We start from the raw sequence: 14,983 nt of genomic DNA, 5'->3' as shown, positions 1-14,983 counted from the left end.
AACGAAGACAACGAAGACAACGAAGACAACGACCATGAACTACGAAGACATTCTCTACGACGTGCGCAACGGCGCGGCCTGGATCACCATCAACCGCCCGGAGAAGATGAACGCCTTCCGCGGGCGCACCTGCGACGAACTGATCCACGCCATCAACCGCGCCGGCTATGACCGGGAGATCGGCGCCATTGTGCTCGCCGGCGCCGGCGAAAAAGCCTTCTGCACCGGCGGCGACCAGTCCGCGCATGAAGGCCAGTACGACGGCCGCGGCACCATCGGACTGCCGATGGAAGAGCTGCACAACGCCATCCGCGATGTGCCCAAGCCTGTCATCGCCCGCGTGCAGGGCTACGCCATTGGCGGCGGCAATGTCATCTGCACCATCTGCGACTTCACCATCGCGTCCGAGAAGGCCGTGTTCGGGCAGGTCGGCCCCAAGGTCGGCTCGGTCGATCCCGGCTATGGCACGGCCTTCCTGGCCCGCGTGGTGGGCGAGAAAAAAGCGCGCGAGATCTGGTATATGTGCCGCCGCTATCCGGCTGCCGAAGCCCTCGCCATGGGCCTGGTCAACGCTGTCGTCCCCCATGAACAGCTCGACGCCGAAGTGCAGAAGTGGTGCGACGAGATCATGGAGAAGAGCCCCACCGCGCTGGCCATCGCCAAGCGCTCGTTCAACATGGACACGGCCCACCAGAGCGGCATCGCCGGCATGGGCATGTACGCGCTCAAGCTCTATTACGACACCGAGGAATCGCGCGAGGGCGTCACCGCCTTCCAGGAAAAGCGCAAGCCCGATTTCCGCAAGCACGCCAAGTAAGCCGCCATAGCCGCCATAGCCGACGTTGCGCTCACAAGCAACGCGGCCGCACGGTGCATCGCATCGGCGCGCCATGCGGCAAGACCTCCTGGAGACACCATGAACCCCTATCTCGACGAAGACCTGGCCGCGCTCGGCGACCATGCCCGCCGCTTCGCCACCGAACGTATCGCGCCCGGCTTCCTGGAGCGCGACCGCACCCGCGAGCTTGACCGCGCGCTGATGCGCGAAATGGGCCAGATGGGCTTTATCGCCCCCGAGTTGCCCGAGCAATATGGCGGCCAGGGCCTGGGCTGCCTGGCGGCCGGCGTGATCCACGAAGAAGTGGCGCGCGCGGACCTGAGCCTTTCCTACATCAACCTGCTGGCCTCGCTGAACGGGCAGATCCTGGCGCATCACGCCGCCCCGGAGATCGCGCGGCCGTGGCTGCAGCGCCTGACGCAAGGCGAAGCCCTGTTCGCCATCGCGCTGACCGAGCCGCGCGGCGGCTCGGACGCGGCCAACCTGCGCCTGCGCATGGAGCGCGACGGCGACCACTACGTGCTCAACGGCGAGAAGACTTCCATCTCCGCCGCCGACCAGGCCGACGCCGCGGTGGTGTTCGCGCGCAGCGGCTCCGTCGAGGCGGGCGCGCGCGGCGTCTCGGCGCTGCTGGTGCCGATGGACCTGCCCGGCATCACCACCAACCGCTTCGACTGCCACGGTCAGCGCGCCATCGGGCGCGGCTCGATCTTCTTCGAGAACGTGCGCGTGCCCGTCAGCCATCTGCTTGGCAAGGAAGGCGAGGGCTTCGTGCAGGTGATGCAGGGCTTCGATTTCTCCCGCGCGCTGATCGGCCTGCAGGTACTGGCGGTGGCCAGGGCGAGCCTGGAAGAAACCTGGGAATACGTGGCCGAGCGCGAGGCTTTCGGCAAGCCGCTGGCCGCCTTCCAGGGCGTGTCCCATCCGTTGGCGGATTTCGAGACGCAGGTCACTGCCGCGCGCCTGCTGTGCTTGCAGACGCTCTGGCTGAAAGACCGCAACCTGCCGCACACGGCCGAAGCCGCGATGTGCAAATGGTGGGCGCCCAAGCTGGCCTACGACGTGGTGCACCAGTGCCTGCTGTCGTTTGGCCACGGCGGCTACGACCGCGGCCCGATGGAGCAGCGCCTGCGTGATGTGCTCGGCTTCCAGATCGGCGACGGCACGGCCCAGATCATGAAGACCATCATCGCCCGTACCCGCGCGGGCCGGGAAGCGGTACCAGCCTGATCTCGCCAGCGAGCAAGCCTGACCAAAACGATAACAACGAGGAGACATGCCATGGAATTCGACGCCATCCTGTTGCCCCCGCGCCGCGCGTCCAGCGTCGCGCAAGGCCTCTGGCCAGAGCGCACCATCAACGATGCGCTGGACGACTGCGTGGCCGCTTGCCCCGACAAGGTCGCGCTAAGTGCATTGCAGGTGGAAAGCGGCGAGACCACGCACCTGACGTACCGGGAACTGGCCGGGCAGGCCGGGCGCATCGCGGCGGGCCTCGCCAGGCTGGGCGTTGGCGCCAACGATGTCGTGTCCTGCCAGTTGCCCAACTGGTGGCAGTTCACCGCGCTCTATCTTGCCTGCGCGCGCCTTGGCGCGGTGCTCAATCCGCTGATGCCGATCCTGCGCGAGCGCGAGTTGTCGTTCATGCTCCGGCACGCGTGCAGCAAGGTTGTGGTGATCCCAAAGCGCTTTCGCGGGTTTGACTACGAATCCATGTTCGATGGCCTGCGCCAGGCGCTGCCTGACCTGCGGCACGTGGCCGTGATCGGCGGCGCCGGGCCCAATTCGTTCGAGACCTTGCTGGCCGGCGCCGGCGCGCCGGACCTGGCGGCTGGCCATCGCCCCGGCCCGGACGACATCACCCAGCTCATCTACACCTCCGGCACCACCGGCGAGCCGAAGGGCGTGCTGCATTCGTCCAACACGCTTATGGCCAACATCGTCACGTACGCCGAACGCCTGCGCCTGGGTGCGGACGACGTAATCCTGATGGCCTCGCCCATGGCGCACCAGACCGGCTTCATGTATGGCCTGATGATGCCGATCATGCTGGGCGCGAGCGTGGTGTTGCAGGACATCTGGGAGCCGCGCCAGGCCGTAGCGTTGATCCGGCAGGAGGGCGTTACCTTCACCATGGCCTCCACGCCGTTCCTCACCGACCTGGCCCGCACGGTCACCGAGACTGGCGGCGCCGTGCCCACGCTGCGCGCCTTCCTGTGCGCCGGCGCACCGATCCCCGGCGCACTGGTGGAGCTGGCGCGCGGCGCGCTGGGTGCCAAGGTGATCTCCGCCTGGGGCATGTCGGAAATGGGCGCGGTGACCACCACGCGGCTCGAGGATGACGATGAGCGCGCCTCCAGCACCGACGGATGCCCGTTGCCCGGAGTGGAAGTGCGCGTGGTCGACGTAGCGGGCGCGGCGTTGCCGGTGGGCGCCAGCGGCCGCCTGCTGGTGCGCTCCTGCTCCAATTTCGGCGGCTACCTGCGCCGTGCGCACCTGAACGACACCGACGCGGACGGCTGGTTCGATACCGGCGACCTGGCCCGCATCGACGCGCGCGGCTACATCCGCATCGACGGCCGCAGCAAGGACGTCATCATCCGCGGCGGCGAGAACATCCCGGTGGTCGAAATCGAAACCCTGCTGTACCGCCATCCGGCCGTCGCGCAGGTGGCCATCGTCGCCTATCCCGACGAGCGCCTCGGCGAGCGTGCCTGCGCCTTCATCGTGACCCACGACGGCCAGCCATTCGACATGGCGGCGATGGTGGACTTCCTCAAGGCGCAGAAGATGGCCGCGCAGTACATCCCCGAGCGGCTGGTCGTGCAGGGTGCGCTGCCCTCGACGCCAGCGGGCAAGATTCAGAAATTCAGGCTGCGGGAGCAACTTCGCCAGAGCGGGCAAGGGGAGGGCGCATCCAGTGACCGCGCATGAAGCCACGCCTGCGAGCGACAAGAACCTGGTCCTGCTGGAGATGGTCGGCCGCGTCGCCGTGATCCGCCTCAATCGTCCCCGGCAGATGAACGCGCTCAGCGATGCGCTGATGGATGCGCTCGGCCTGGCGCTGCTGGCGTGTGATCAGGACGACGGCGTTGGCGCCATCGTGATCACCGGCAACGACAAGGCCTTCGCCGCCGGCGCGGACATCGCGGCCATGCGCGGCTGGGACTATATGGACGTGTTCAAGTCCAACTACATCACGCGCAACTGGGAGACGCTGCGCAATGTGCGCAAGCCAGTGATCGCAGCGGTCGCGGGCTACGCGCTTGGCGGCGGCTGCGAGCTGGCCATGGCCTGCGACATTCTCATCGCGGCGGACAACGCGGTGTTCGGCCTGCCGGAACTGAAGCTTGCGGTCATTCCCGGCGCGGGCGGCACGCAGCGCCTGCCGCGCGCCATCTCCAAGGCGAAAGCCATGGACATGTGCATGACGGCGCGCAACATGGATGCGGATGAAGCGGAGCGCAGCGGGCTGGTATCGCGGGTGGTGGCCGCCGGGCGGTTGATGGATGAAGCGATGGCGGTGGCGCAGACAATTGCCGGTTTCTCGCTGCCGTCGATGATGGTGGTCAAGGAGGCGATCAACCGCGCCTACGAGTCTTCGCTGTCCGAGGGCATGCTGTTCGAGCGGCGGCAGTTGCATGCGCTGTTTGCCACGGAGGATCTGAAGGAGGGCATGAATGCGTTTTTGGAGCGAAGGGCGCCGGAGTTCCGGCACCGCTAGACGGCATGTGGGCATCGATGCCGAAACTTCGATCTGCCAAAGCCGCAAAAAAGTGTTCCACGTCCACCCGGCAATGGCTCCATTTTTTGGGAAAAGAAGTTTGAATGCCAAGTCAACGGACGCTTAATACGATACGTTTAGTGGAGAGCTGGCCGGTCAGGTTGGCTCAATGTTCGCGTGTTCACGGCTGCCCGGACGGTGGCCTTCCAAGGAAATGTCATGAAGAAGATTGTCGCTACCGCTTTCGCGCTGTGCCTTGGCGCAGCATCCATCGCCGCTCAGGCGCAAGGCACCGGCAAGGTTGACCCCTACACCCAGGGCGCCAAGGCTGGCAAAGCAGACCCGTACACCGATGGCGCCAAGGCTGGCAAGGCCGACCCCTATACCGACGGGGCCAAGGCCGGCGACAAGTTTGACCCGTATACCCAGGGCGCAAACAAGAGCTCGCGTGCCAACCTGACGGATTCGAAGGCGAAGAAGTCGCATAAGAAGCAAACCAAGAAGGCGGTGCCGGCAGCCGCTGCCGGGGCCTGAGCCGTCTCGCCGCGCGGCGGTCGATGCCGTGCGCCTGGAAAAACCCGCCAAGCCGGCGGGTTTTTTTTGCCTCCGACGCACCGGATTCGCCTCCAGCCTGGCCCCGAACGGAATTCAGGGGACCTCGCCGACCGGCATGATTGCCGTCGTATCGATGCGCTGGACCTTGCCCTGCTCTCGTACTTCCGTACGGAGCACGAAGCGCTCGCTTGGGCAATACCAATCCGTGATCTGCATGACCGAAGGCGTCGTCAGGATCAGCGTATCGACGAGCTGCGTTGGCCCAAGCGAGGAGCGCTTCTCATAAGTGATCGGTACGCAATCCTTGCGGCCCAGCGCGGTTTCAATCATGCGGCGCCGCCCGACGTGGCGCGAGCTGATGGTGATCGTGGCGTGCGCAGCGCGCAGCTCGCCCACCTCCTCATCCGTTCCGCGCGCATAGATCTTGAGCGTCACGCTGGAGTTGACCGTCTCGCCGCCAAGTATCGTGCCCTCGCGCAGATCCACACCCGCATAGTTGACCACACCTTCGCCTACGCTTGTCGAGGTGCCATAGAGCCGGGCATAGCGCGCTCTCGCATTGATCTCTGAGTGGATTTCGACGCGAACCGCCGATGGCGCAGCGAGCGGCGAGATGCTGACCAGGTCGCGCTGATCCGCAATGACCGGCGGCCCCATCAGCGCTGCCAGCGCGCTCTTCGAGTGAATATTGATGATCGCCTGGCATCCCGCCGGCGTACTTTCCAGCAGTTCCTGCACCGTCATCATGGACATCGGCATGGTGCCGTCTGCCTCCATCTGCACTTTCGCATTCGGGCGAGACCAGAGCGTTTCCCAGCAGTTTGCCTTGCCCGCCGATGGCGGCGCCGCGGCCGGCAGCGGCCTTTCGGACGATTCGGATGTAATTGACGCGTCGGTCGCGGCCCACACCACCTGGGTGCCTGTCAGTACAGCAGCGATGCCAATCGCAGCAAGCTCGCGCTTCACGCACACTTTCTTCCCCGGTGGCAAATTTCCATTCTACTGCCGGGGTGCGGCATCAAGGGGAGCCGGCCGTGCGCTGGATTCCCGGCAGCGAGGCGGGCCTGCCCGATGTTGCATGACGGAGAGGCTATCCCGGAGTGAATATGCCTCGCTCGCCACACCCTTTTCCCTCAGCCAGCAAGTTCCTAACTAGCCAGGATTTTTAACTATCGTTTTTATTTGTCGATCTAAATAATAAATCAACCGGACGGTCGGTTTATAAATATACTGCGGCATCGGTCCACAGGAAAACGCCATGTACACCCAATCACTGGATATCCCAGGCAACGCCCAGCCGCTCGAAACGGTGCAAGCCGACGTCTCGCCGGAGCAGGCGCATTTCGACGCGGTCATGGACGCTGACGGCAAGATCGAGGCGCAGGACTGGATGCCAGACGCCTACCGCAAGACCTTGATCCGGCAGATCTCGCAGCACGCGCACTCCGAGATCATCGGCATGCAGCCCGAGGGCAACTGGATCAGCCGGGCGCCGAGCCTCAAGCGCAAGGCCATCCTGCTCGCCAAGGTGCAGGACGAGGGCGGCCATGGCCTGTACCTGTACAGCGCGGCCGAAACGATGGGTGTGTCGCGCGACCAGCTTGTCGATGCCTTGCACGCCGGCAAGGCCAAGTATTCGAGCATCTTCAACTACCCCACGCCCACCTGGGCGGACGTGGGCGTGATCGGCTGGCTGGTGGATGGTGCGGCGATCATGAACCAGATCCCGCTGTGCCGCTGCACCTACGGCCCATACGCGCGCGCCATGATCCGCATCTGCAAGGAGGAGTCCTTCCATCAGCGCCAGGGCTTCGATGCGCTGCTGTCGATGATGAAGGGCACGCAGGCCCAGAAGGACATGGTGCAGGAGTCGGTGAACCGCTGGTGGTGGCCGGTGCTGATGATGTTTGGTCCCAGCGACAAGGACTCCATCCATAGCGGCCAGTCGTTCAAGTGGGGCATCAAGCGCATCTCCAACGACGACCTGCGCCAGAAGTTTGTCGACGCAACGGTCGAGCAAGCCAAGATCCTTGGCGTGACGCTGCCCGATCCGGACCTGAAGTGGAACGAGGCGCGCGGCGCGCACGACTACGGCGCAATCGACTGGGAAGAATTCTGGCGCGTGGTCAATGGCGACGGGCCTTGCAACAAGGAGCGCCTCGCCACCCGGGTGAAGGCGCATAACGATGGCGCCTGGGTGCGCGAAGCCGCGCTGGCGCATGCCCAGAAGCAGGCCGATAGACAGGCCGCCCGCGACCGCAAACAAGCTGCTTGAACTGGAGACAAAGATGAACAAGGAATGGCCAATCTGGGAAGTGTTCGTGCGCAGCAAGCAGGGCCTTGACCACAAGCATTGCGGCAGCCTGCACGCGCCCGACGCCAGCGGCGCGCTGCGCATGGCCCGCGACGTCTACACGCGCCGTCAGGAAGGCGTGAGCATCTGGGTGGTGCCCTCGGCCATGATCACGGCGTCGGACCCGGCGGACAAGGAGTCGTTCTTCGAGCCGGCTGGCGACAAGATCTATCGCCACCCGACGTTTTTCGTGCTCCCCCCCGAAGTCGACCACATGTAAGGCGGGACCCAGAACATGACCACGCCCCAACATTTGTCGTACGTGCTGCGCCTCGCCGATAACGCGCTTATCCTCGGCCAGCGCAACAGCGAGTGGTGCAGCCAAGGCCCTGCGCTCGAGGAAGATATTGCGCTGGCGAACATCAGCCTGGACCTGATCGGCCAGGCACGCCTGCTGTATTCGCACGCGGCTACCCTTGACGAAGCACTGAACGGCACACGGAGAACCGAAGACAGCTACGCCTACTTCCGCGCCGAGCGCGAGTTCGCCAACTACACCTTGGTGGAGTTGCCCCACTTCGGGCCGCTCGCCGGCACGGCACGTGCCGAGCGCGACTATGCGGTCACGATCACGCGCAACTTCCTGTATTCCGCGCTGATGGGCCACCTGTGGACGGCGTTGCAATCGTCCACCGACACGCATCTGGCGGCCATCGCCGCCAAGTCGCTGAAGGAAACCCGCTATCACCTGACCCACGCCGCCGACTGGCTGATCCGCTTTGGCGACGGCACCGAGGAGTCGCACCGGCGCGCGCAGGCGGCGCTGGATTACCTGATGCCGTACACCCGTGAATTCTTCGCGACCGATGCGGTGGAAACCGCGGTGGCAGCGGCCGGCATCGGTCCCCTGATGGCGGACCTTCAGCCCGCCTGGCAGGCAGACGTCGCCGCCACGGTGGCGCAGGCCACGCTCACGTTGCCGTCCGAGGCGAAACACATCACCACCGGCAAGCACGGCGAGCACTCGGAGCACATGGGCTACCTGCTTTCCGAAATGCAGAGCCTTGCACGCCAGCATCCCGGCGCCACCTGGTAGATCAAGATGAACGCTGCTGACACGCTGATGGAGTCCGACGCCACGCTGGAGCGCGCCTGGACCGTGCTCGAAGCCGTACCCGACCCGGAAATCCCGGTGGTGTCGATTCGCGAACTGGGCATCCTGCGGGACGTGCGCCGCGGCGCTGACGGCGTGCTCGAAGCCGTCATCACGCCAACCTATTCGGGCTGCCCTGCCATGTCGCAGATTGCCGAGGACATCGGGCAGGCGCTGAACGCCGCCGGGATCCTTTCCCATCGCGTTGTCACTGTGCTCGCCCCGGCCTGGACCACCGACTGGATGACCAGCGAAGCGCGCGACAAGCTGCGGCAATACGGCATCGCGCCGCCGATGGGCAACTGCGGCAGCGGCCACGCGCCGCAAGAGAAGACCATCCGCTTCGTGCCGCGCACAGCATCGCACGCTACCCACGACCGGCCCGCATGCCCGCAATGCGGCTCCGTGCACACCGAACGCCTGGCGCAGTTCGGCTCGACGGCCTGCAAGGCACTGTACCGCTGCATCGATTGCCGCGAGCCGTTCGACTACTTCAAACCGTACTGACAAACCGTACCGACCTGGACCGACAACATGGCGACACCGCAATTTCATCCGCTGCGTATCCGCGAGGTACGGCCCGAGACCGCCGACGCGGTGACCGTCTCGTTCGAGGTGCCGGAGGCCCTGCGCGACGCGTACCGTTTCACGCAAGGGCAATTCGTCACGCTCAAGGCGCATCTTGATGGCGAGGAAACCCGCCGTTCGTATTCGATCTGCGTGGGCGTCACCGACTATGACCGCGATGGCGAGCTGCGCATCGGCATCAAGCGGGTACGCGGCGGCAGGTTCTCCAATTTCGCCTTCGACACGCTGCAGCCCGGCCACGAGATCGAGGTGATGACACCCGACGGGCGCTTCTTCACCCACCTGAACGCCGAGCTGTCGCGGTCCTACGTGGCGTTCGCGGGCGGCTCGGGCATCACGCCAGTACTCGCGATCATCAAGACCACGCTGGAGACGGAGCCGACCAGCCGCTTCACGCTGGTATATGGCAACCGCAGCGTCGACGCGATCATGTTCGCCGAGGAGCTCGAAGACCTCAAGAACCGCTTCATGAGCCGGTTCTCGCTGTATCACGTGCTGTCCGATGATCTGCAGGAGGTCGAGCTGTTCAACGGCGTGCTGGATCAGGCGAAATGCGAGGCCTTCCTGGCCACGCTCGTGCCCGCCGCCGAGATCGACGAAGCCTTCATCTGTGGCCCCGGTCCGATGATGGACGCCGCCGAGGCCGCGCTCAAGGCCGCCGGCGTGGCGCCCGCGAAGGTGCACGTGGAGCGCTTCGGCACGCCGCTGCCGCAAGCGGGCGTGCCGCCGATCGAGATCACCGACGACACGCCGGCTGCGGATCTGGAGCTGATCATCGACGGCAAGAAGCGCAAGCTGCGGCTGCCGTACGTGGGCGTCAGCGTGCTGGACGTCGGCCTGAAAGCGGGCCTTGCGTTGCCCTATGCCTGCAAGGGCGGGGTGTGCTGCACGTGCCGGGCCAAGGTCCTGGAAGGCGAAGTCAAGATGGAAAAGAACTACACGCTGGAGCAGCACGAGATCGACGACGGCTTCGTGCTCACCTGCCAATGCCATCCGGTCTCCGACCGGGTTGTCGTCAGCTACGACGAACGGTAAATGAACGGTAAATCGACGCACAGCAAGTGCAGTACCGCAATCCTTTAAAGAAATACGGCCCCCGCAATGAATCACGCCCTGTTTGAAAAACACGAGAAGACACTTGCCCAAGCCCTGGACGCCATCCGGACCCGAGGCTACTGGAGCCCCTTCAATGAGATGCCCAGCCCGCGCACCTACGGCGAAACCGCCGCCGACGACGGCGAGGCGGCATTCAAGGCGCAACTCGGACAACCCTTCGTGCTCGAGCAAGCCGGCAGCGGCGGCACCGTCGGCGCGGAACATTCGCCATTCGGCTTCGCGCTGAACATCGGCTATCCCAACGCCGAGCCGGACGCGCTGATCGCGGCGGCGCAAGCGGCGCAGCTGCAATTCCGCAAGGCAGGCCCGAAGGCCTGGGTCGGCGTGAGCCTGGAGATCCTGGCGCGGTTGAACCAGGCGAGCTTCGAGATCGCGCACAGCGTCATGCATACCACCGGGCAGGCGTTCATGATGGCATTCCAGGCCGGCGGCCCGCATGCGCAGGACCGCGCGCTAGAGGCGATCACTTATGCGTGGGATGCCATGCGTGACATTCCGCAGACGGCGTACTGGGAAAAGCCGCAAGGCAAGAATCCGCCGCTCGCCATGGAAAAGCGCTTCACCATCGTCCCGCGCGGAATCGGGCTGGTGATCGGCTGCTGCACGTTTCCCACCTGGAACAGCTATCCCGGGCTGTTCGCGGACCTGGCCACCGGCAATGCCGTCATCGTCAAGCCGCATCCCGCCGCGATCCTGCCGCTGGCCATTACCGTGCGTATCGCGCGGCAGGTGCTGGAGGAGGCCGGCTTCGATCCGAACGTCGTGACCTTGCTGGCCACCGCACCCAATGACGGCGCGCTGGTGCAGTCGCTGGCCACGCGCGATGAAATCCGGCTGATCGACTTCACCGGCAGCACCGCCAACGGCGACTGGCTGGAGACACATGCGCTGCAGGCGCAGGTGTACACCGAGAAGGCGGGCGTCAACCAGATCGTGATCGACTCGGCGGACGAACTGAAGGCGGTGTCGCGCAATATCGCGTTTTCGCTCGCGCTGTACTCGGGCCAGATGTGCACCGCGCCGCAGAATATCTACGTGCCGCGTGAAGGCATCAAGACGGCGCAAGGCACGGTCCCGTTCGAGGAGGTGGCCCAGTCCATCGCCGATGCCGTGCAAAAGCTGACCAGCGATCCGGCCAAGGCCGTGGAGCTGATCGGTGCAATCCAGAACAAGGGCGTGCTTGACCGGATCGAGCAGGTGACCAAGCTGGGCGTGCCGCTCCTTGCCAGCCAGCGCCTAGTGCATCCGGCCTACCCGGAAGCCCGCGTCAGCACGCCGGTCCTGCTGAAGCTCGACGCCCGGCGCGACGAGGATACGTTTACGCAGGAATGGTTCGGCCCGATTGCGTTTGTGATTGCCACCGATTCCACCCGGCATTCGCTGGAACTCGCCGCGCGCATCGCTCGCACGCGCGGCGCGCTGACGCTGTCGGTCTACAGCACGGACGAACAGGTGCTCGATGCCGCTGACGAGGCTGCCGTATCCGGCGGCGTTGCGCTGTCGGTCAACCTGACGGGCGGCGTCTTCGTGAACCAGTCGGCGGCGTTCTCGGACTTCCACGCCACCGGCGCGAATCCCGCGGCCAACGCGAGCCTTGCCGACACGGCCTTTGTTGCCAACCGCTTCCGCGTCGTGCAAAGCCGGCGGCATGTGCCGCAGCGCACCTGAGCGACTGCATATCCAGCACTACCAATCAGTAATCAGTAATCAGTAAGCAGGCACGTTGCCAACCTGGGCGGCACGACGGCAAAGACCGTTGACGCGCATGACCGGGTTGGCAGGCTGCCGCGTGGCGCCCCCGTTCCCGCCACCGTTCATTCCTATTTTGCCGCGTCATTCCCAGGAGACAACCGTGGTCCAGCCAATTCCTCAACCGGGTGAGCTCGAAGCCATCGAACTAGCCAGCCGCGACGAACTCCAGGCGCTGCAACTGGCGCGCCTCAAATGGTCGCTGCGCCATGCCTACGACAATGTGGCGCACTACCGCCGGGCTTTCGACGCCGCCGGGGTGCATCCGGACGACCTGCGCCAGCTATCCGACCTGGCGAAATTCCCCACCACGACCAAGAAGGACCTGCGCGACAACTATCCGTTCGGGCTGTTTGCCGTGCCAAGGGACGAGGTGGTGCGCGTGCACGCATCGAGCGGAACCACCGGCAAGCCGACCGTGGTGGGCTATACCGCGAAGGACATCGACACATGGGCCAACGTGACGGCGCGCTCGATCCGTGCGGCGGGCGGCCGGCGTGGCGACACGCTGCACAATGCGTTTGGCTACGGCCTGTTCACCGGCGGCCTCGGCATTCATTACGGCGCCGAGCGGCTCGGCTGCATGGTCGTGCCCATGTCCGGCGGACAGACCGAGAAACAGGCACAGCTCATCCGCGATTTCGAGCCGTCGATCATTCTCGTCACGCCGTCCTACATGCTCAACCTGATCGACGAGATGGCACGCCAAGGCATGAACCCGGCGGAGTCGTCGCTGAAGATCGGTATCTTCGGCGCCGAGCCGTGGACCCAGGGCATGCGCAGCGAAATCGAGACCCGGGCGGGCATCCAGGCCGTCGACATCTACGGCCTCTCGGAGATCATGGGCCCGGGCGTGGCGTCCGAGTGCATTGAAAGCAAGGACGGCCCGGTGGTCTGGGAGGACCACTTTTATCCCGAGATCATCGATCCGGTCACCGGCGAAGTGCTGCCCGACGGCAGCCAGGGCGAGCTGGTATTTACCTCGCTCTCCAAGGAAGCCATGCCGATGATCCGTTACCGCACGCGTGACCTGACCGCGCTGCTGGCGCCGACATCGCGCTCGATGCGCAGGCTGGCGAAGATCACGGGGCGCTCCGACGACATGCTGATCATTCGCGGGGTCAACGTGTTTCCGAGCCAGGTCGAGGAGCTGATTCTCGGCATTGCCCGGCTTAGCGGCAACTACCAGCTGTGCATCACGCGCGACGGGCATATGGATTCGCTGTCCGTGTCGGTGGAGGCGCGCGCGGAGATCTGCGCCTCGCTGGCCGAAAGCGAGCGCGAGCAGCTGGCACGTGAGCTGCAGCACCGGGTGAAGACGATGATCGGCGTTTCCACGGCCGTGCGCGTCCTGAATGCCGGCGAGATCAAGACCACCGCCACGGGCAAGGCGCAGCGCGTGCTCGACCTGCGGCACCTCGGCGCTTGAGGCGGTAACTGCGGGAGGCGTGAGAAGCGAGCGAGAAGCAAGCCGATCGCAGCCGATCCACGCTGAGCGAAAAAAACTATTCAAAAACGCAAAAGGCTGTTGTACAATCCGGCCTCCGTTTCGATTGAGACGGAACTTGTTCCCCGATAGCTCAGTTGGTAGAGCGCCGGACTGTTAATCCGTAGGTCCCTGGTTCGAGCCCAGGTCGGGGAGCCAAAAAGCGGGAGTAGCTCAGTTGGTAGAGCGCAACCTTGCCAAGGTTGAGGTCGCGAGTTCGAGCCTCGTCTCCCGCTCCAAAATGGCAAAATTTACCCGCTAGGGTATCGTGAGAGCGCCCGCACAGGTCGCCTCCCAAACGAGAGGGTGCCCGAACCTCCCGTAGCTGTCAACATTCCATCTGCTACAGATACGAAACCAAATCCCGCATCTCGTCGATATCGGGGTGGACATACTTCATTGTCGTATTGAGACTCGTATGTCCAAGCTGAAGCTGAACAAGCTTCGGGTTCTTCGTCACTCGCATCAATTTCGTTCCGGTCGTATGGCGGAAGCGATGGCAGGATGCAACTATCCCATGTGTATTCCTTAGCTCGGCGAAGACGTCACGCAGATTCCATTCGCCCATGGCTTCTCGAGGATCAGTCCGTTTCGCCCGAGTCCGAAACGGACCGACATTGAAGACCTTCCAGTTTGGGTTCGTTCCGCCGAGGCGCGTGCAGTATATCTTTCGATACGTTCCCAACTCGGAGAGTAAAGATTGGGGCACGGGGATGTCGTAAGATCGCCGGGTCTTGCTGGTTTCGGATCTGAGGTGAATAGTGCGTTGTCCGACGTCTATATCACGCCACTCCAGGTTGAGAATCTGTCTTCTCCGCATGCCCGTGAAATAGAGCGTCTTGATGAACGCTCTCCAGAACCAGATTGGTCGCATGCAAGGCGGCCACGGGTGCTCTGGACTGTCTAGCAGCTGAAATAACAGGCTCAGCTTTTCCCTCTGAATGACCTTCGGCAGTTCGTGATGCACCGGTGCCTTCTTGACGACGCGGAACGGGCTTGAGGCAACGACCCCCGTTTCCACGCCGTATTGGAAGATCGCAGAGAGATGTCGGTGTAGCGTATTGTAAGTCGAAGCCGAAGTGCCCTTGATAACCTTGTTTCTGTAGTCAATAAGGTTATCAACACTTAATTCCTTCGCGTCAATATCGCCTACCCATCGGATAAGGTGAGCAGTCTTCTCCCTGTAGGATTTTACTGTGTCCGGTGCCAGAATCTTGTTGCGAAGATACTCTTCCAAGAGTTTTGAGATCAACATTCTATTTTCCGATAATTGAAGTATTGGTGGCTAATCTATCTAATAAATACGAATGTTTCAAATGTTGACAGCGAGTAGGTTTGTTGCGCTGTCAACAGCTCTGATTGGATGATTTTTTCCGCTTTATATTCGATATGAAGACGGCTTCGGTAGAGTGGTCTAAGGCACGGGGAAGGCGGTTTTGGGATTCTGCCAAGTGGATTTCTAGATGTGCAGGGCGAAAATA

The 14,983-nt window shown here is 63.8% G+C and carries 14 protein-coding genes and 2 tRNA genes; 14 read left to right on the top strand and 2 right to left on the bottom strand.

Annotation, left to right across the window (positions count from 1 at the left end):
• Positions 1-34: 34 nt before the first annotated feature.
• From badI to AC07XB_RS31795, 5 genes are all read left to right on the top strand, one after another.
• Positions 35-817: a 2-ketocyclohexanecarboxyl-CoA hydrolase gene (gene badI / locus AC07XB_RS31815; protein ID WP_492372370.1), complete on the top strand. Its 783-nt coding sequence runs from the start codon at positions 35-37 to the stop codon at positions 815-817.
• 99 nt (positions 818-916) lie between these two features.
• Complete coding sequence (aliB, locus tag AC07XB_RS31810; protein WP_492372369.1) at positions 917-2,068, top strand: cyclohexanecarboxyl-CoA dehydrogenase; 1,152 nt, start codon at positions 917-919, stop codon at positions 2,066-2,068.
• 51 nt (positions 2,069-2,119) lie between these two features.
• Positions 2,120-3,772 (top strand): cyclohexanecarboxylate-CoA ligase, encoded by a 1,653-nt coding sequence (gene aliA / locus AC07XB_RS31805; RefSeq protein WP_492372368.1) that lies wholly within the window; start codon positions 2,120-2,122, stop codon positions 3,770-3,772.
• Positions 3,759-4,562 carry an enoyl-CoA hydratase gene (locus AC07XB_RS31800; RefSeq protein ID WP_492814723.1) on the top strand — a complete coding sequence of 268 codons (804 nt, stop codon included), beginning with the start codon at positions 3,759-3,761 and terminating at the stop codon, positions 4,560-4,562. The genes aliA and AC07XB_RS31800 overlap by 14 nt, the downstream gene beginning before the upstream one ends.
• A gap of 219 nt (positions 4,563-4,781) precedes the next feature.
• Positions 4,782-5,096 carry an amino acid ABC transporter permease gene (locus tag AC07XB_RS31795; RefSeq protein WP_492372366.1) on the top strand — a complete coding sequence of 105 codons (315 nt, stop codon included), beginning with the start codon at positions 4,782-4,784 and terminating at the stop codon, positions 5,094-5,096.
• 114 nt (positions 5,097-5,210) lie between these two features.
• Here the strand turns inward: AC07XB_RS31795 and AC07XB_RS31790 are convergent, their stop codons facing one another.
• On the bottom strand, positions 5,211-6,083 hold the full coding sequence (locus AC07XB_RS31790; protein ID WP_492372365.1) for a hypothetical protein: 873 nt from the start codon (positions 6,081-6,083) through the stop codon (positions 5,211-5,213).
• 292 nt (positions 6,084-6,375) lie between these two features.
• Between AC07XB_RS31790 and paaA the strand changes: the two genes are divergently transcribed.
• The 9 genes from paaA (at position 6,376) to AC07XB_RS31745 (ending at position 13,741) form a co-directional block, all read left to right on the top strand.
• A complete protein-coding gene (gene paaA, locus AC07XB_RS31785; RefSeq protein ID WP_183033350.1) occupies positions 6,376-7,392 on the top strand; it encodes a 1,2-phenylacetyl-CoA epoxidase subunit PaaA in 1,017 nt (338 codons plus the stop codon).
• 13 nt (positions 7,393-7,405) lie between these two features.
• Positions 7,406-7,690, top strand: a complete 285-nt coding sequence (paaB, locus tag AC07XB_RS31780) for a 1,2-phenylacetyl-CoA epoxidase subunit PaaB (protein WP_006156041.1) — start codon at positions 7,406-7,408, stop codon at positions 7,688-7,690.
• Positions 7,691-7,705: 15 nt separating this feature from the next.
• Positions 7,706-8,506 carry a 1,2-phenylacetyl-CoA epoxidase subunit PaaC gene (gene paaC / locus AC07XB_RS31775; RefSeq protein WP_492831942.1) on the top strand — a complete coding sequence of 267 codons (801 nt, stop codon included), beginning with the start codon at positions 7,706-7,708 and terminating at the stop codon, positions 8,504-8,506.
• A gap of 6 nt (positions 8,507-8,512) precedes the next feature.
• Positions 8,513-9,070, top strand: coding sequence for a 1,2-phenylacetyl-CoA epoxidase subunit PaaD (gene paaD, locus AC07XB_RS31770; protein WP_492831940.1), 558 nt, complete (start codon positions 8,513-8,515; stop codon positions 9,068-9,070).
• A gap of 27 nt (positions 9,071-9,097) precedes the next feature.
• A complete protein-coding gene (paaE, locus tag AC07XB_RS31765) occupies positions 9,098-10,186 on the top strand; it encodes a 1,2-phenylacetyl-CoA epoxidase subunit PaaE (RefSeq protein ID WP_459375270.1) in 1,089 nt (362 codons plus the stop codon).
• Positions 10,187-10,252: 66 nt separating this feature from the next.
• Entirely contained in the window at positions 10,253-11,935 is a 1,683-nt protein-coding gene (gene paaN, locus AC07XB_RS31760) for a phenylacetic acid degradation protein PaaN (protein ID WP_492814732.1), read from the top strand.
• A gap of 184 nt (positions 11,936-12,119) precedes the next feature.
• Positions 12,120-13,445: a phenylacetate--CoA ligase PaaK gene (paaK, locus tag AC07XB_RS31755; RefSeq protein ID WP_492814734.1), complete on the top strand. Its 1,326-nt coding sequence runs from the start codon at positions 12,120-12,122 to the stop codon at positions 13,443-13,445.
• Positions 13,446-13,585: 140 nt separating this feature from the next.
• A tRNA-Asn gene (locus tag AC07XB_RS31750) sits at positions 13,586-13,661 on the top strand.
• Between the two features lie 4 nt (positions 13,662-13,665).
• Positions 13,666-13,741 (top strand) — tRNA-Gly (locus AC07XB_RS31745).
• A gap of 104 nt (positions 13,742-13,845) precedes the next feature.
• Here AC07XB_RS31745 and AC07XB_RS31740 read toward each other — a convergent pair.
• A complete protein-coding gene (locus AC07XB_RS31740) occupies positions 13,846-14,757 on the bottom strand; it encodes a tyrosine-type recombinase/integrase (RefSeq protein ID WP_492831938.1) in 912 nt (303 codons plus the stop codon).
• Positions 14,758-14,983 lie beyond the last annotated feature (226 nt).

This window comes from Cupriavidus sp. GW821-FHT02F09 (assembly GCF_059421605.1).
This window is presented reverse-complemented; position numbering and strand designations above follow the sequence as displayed.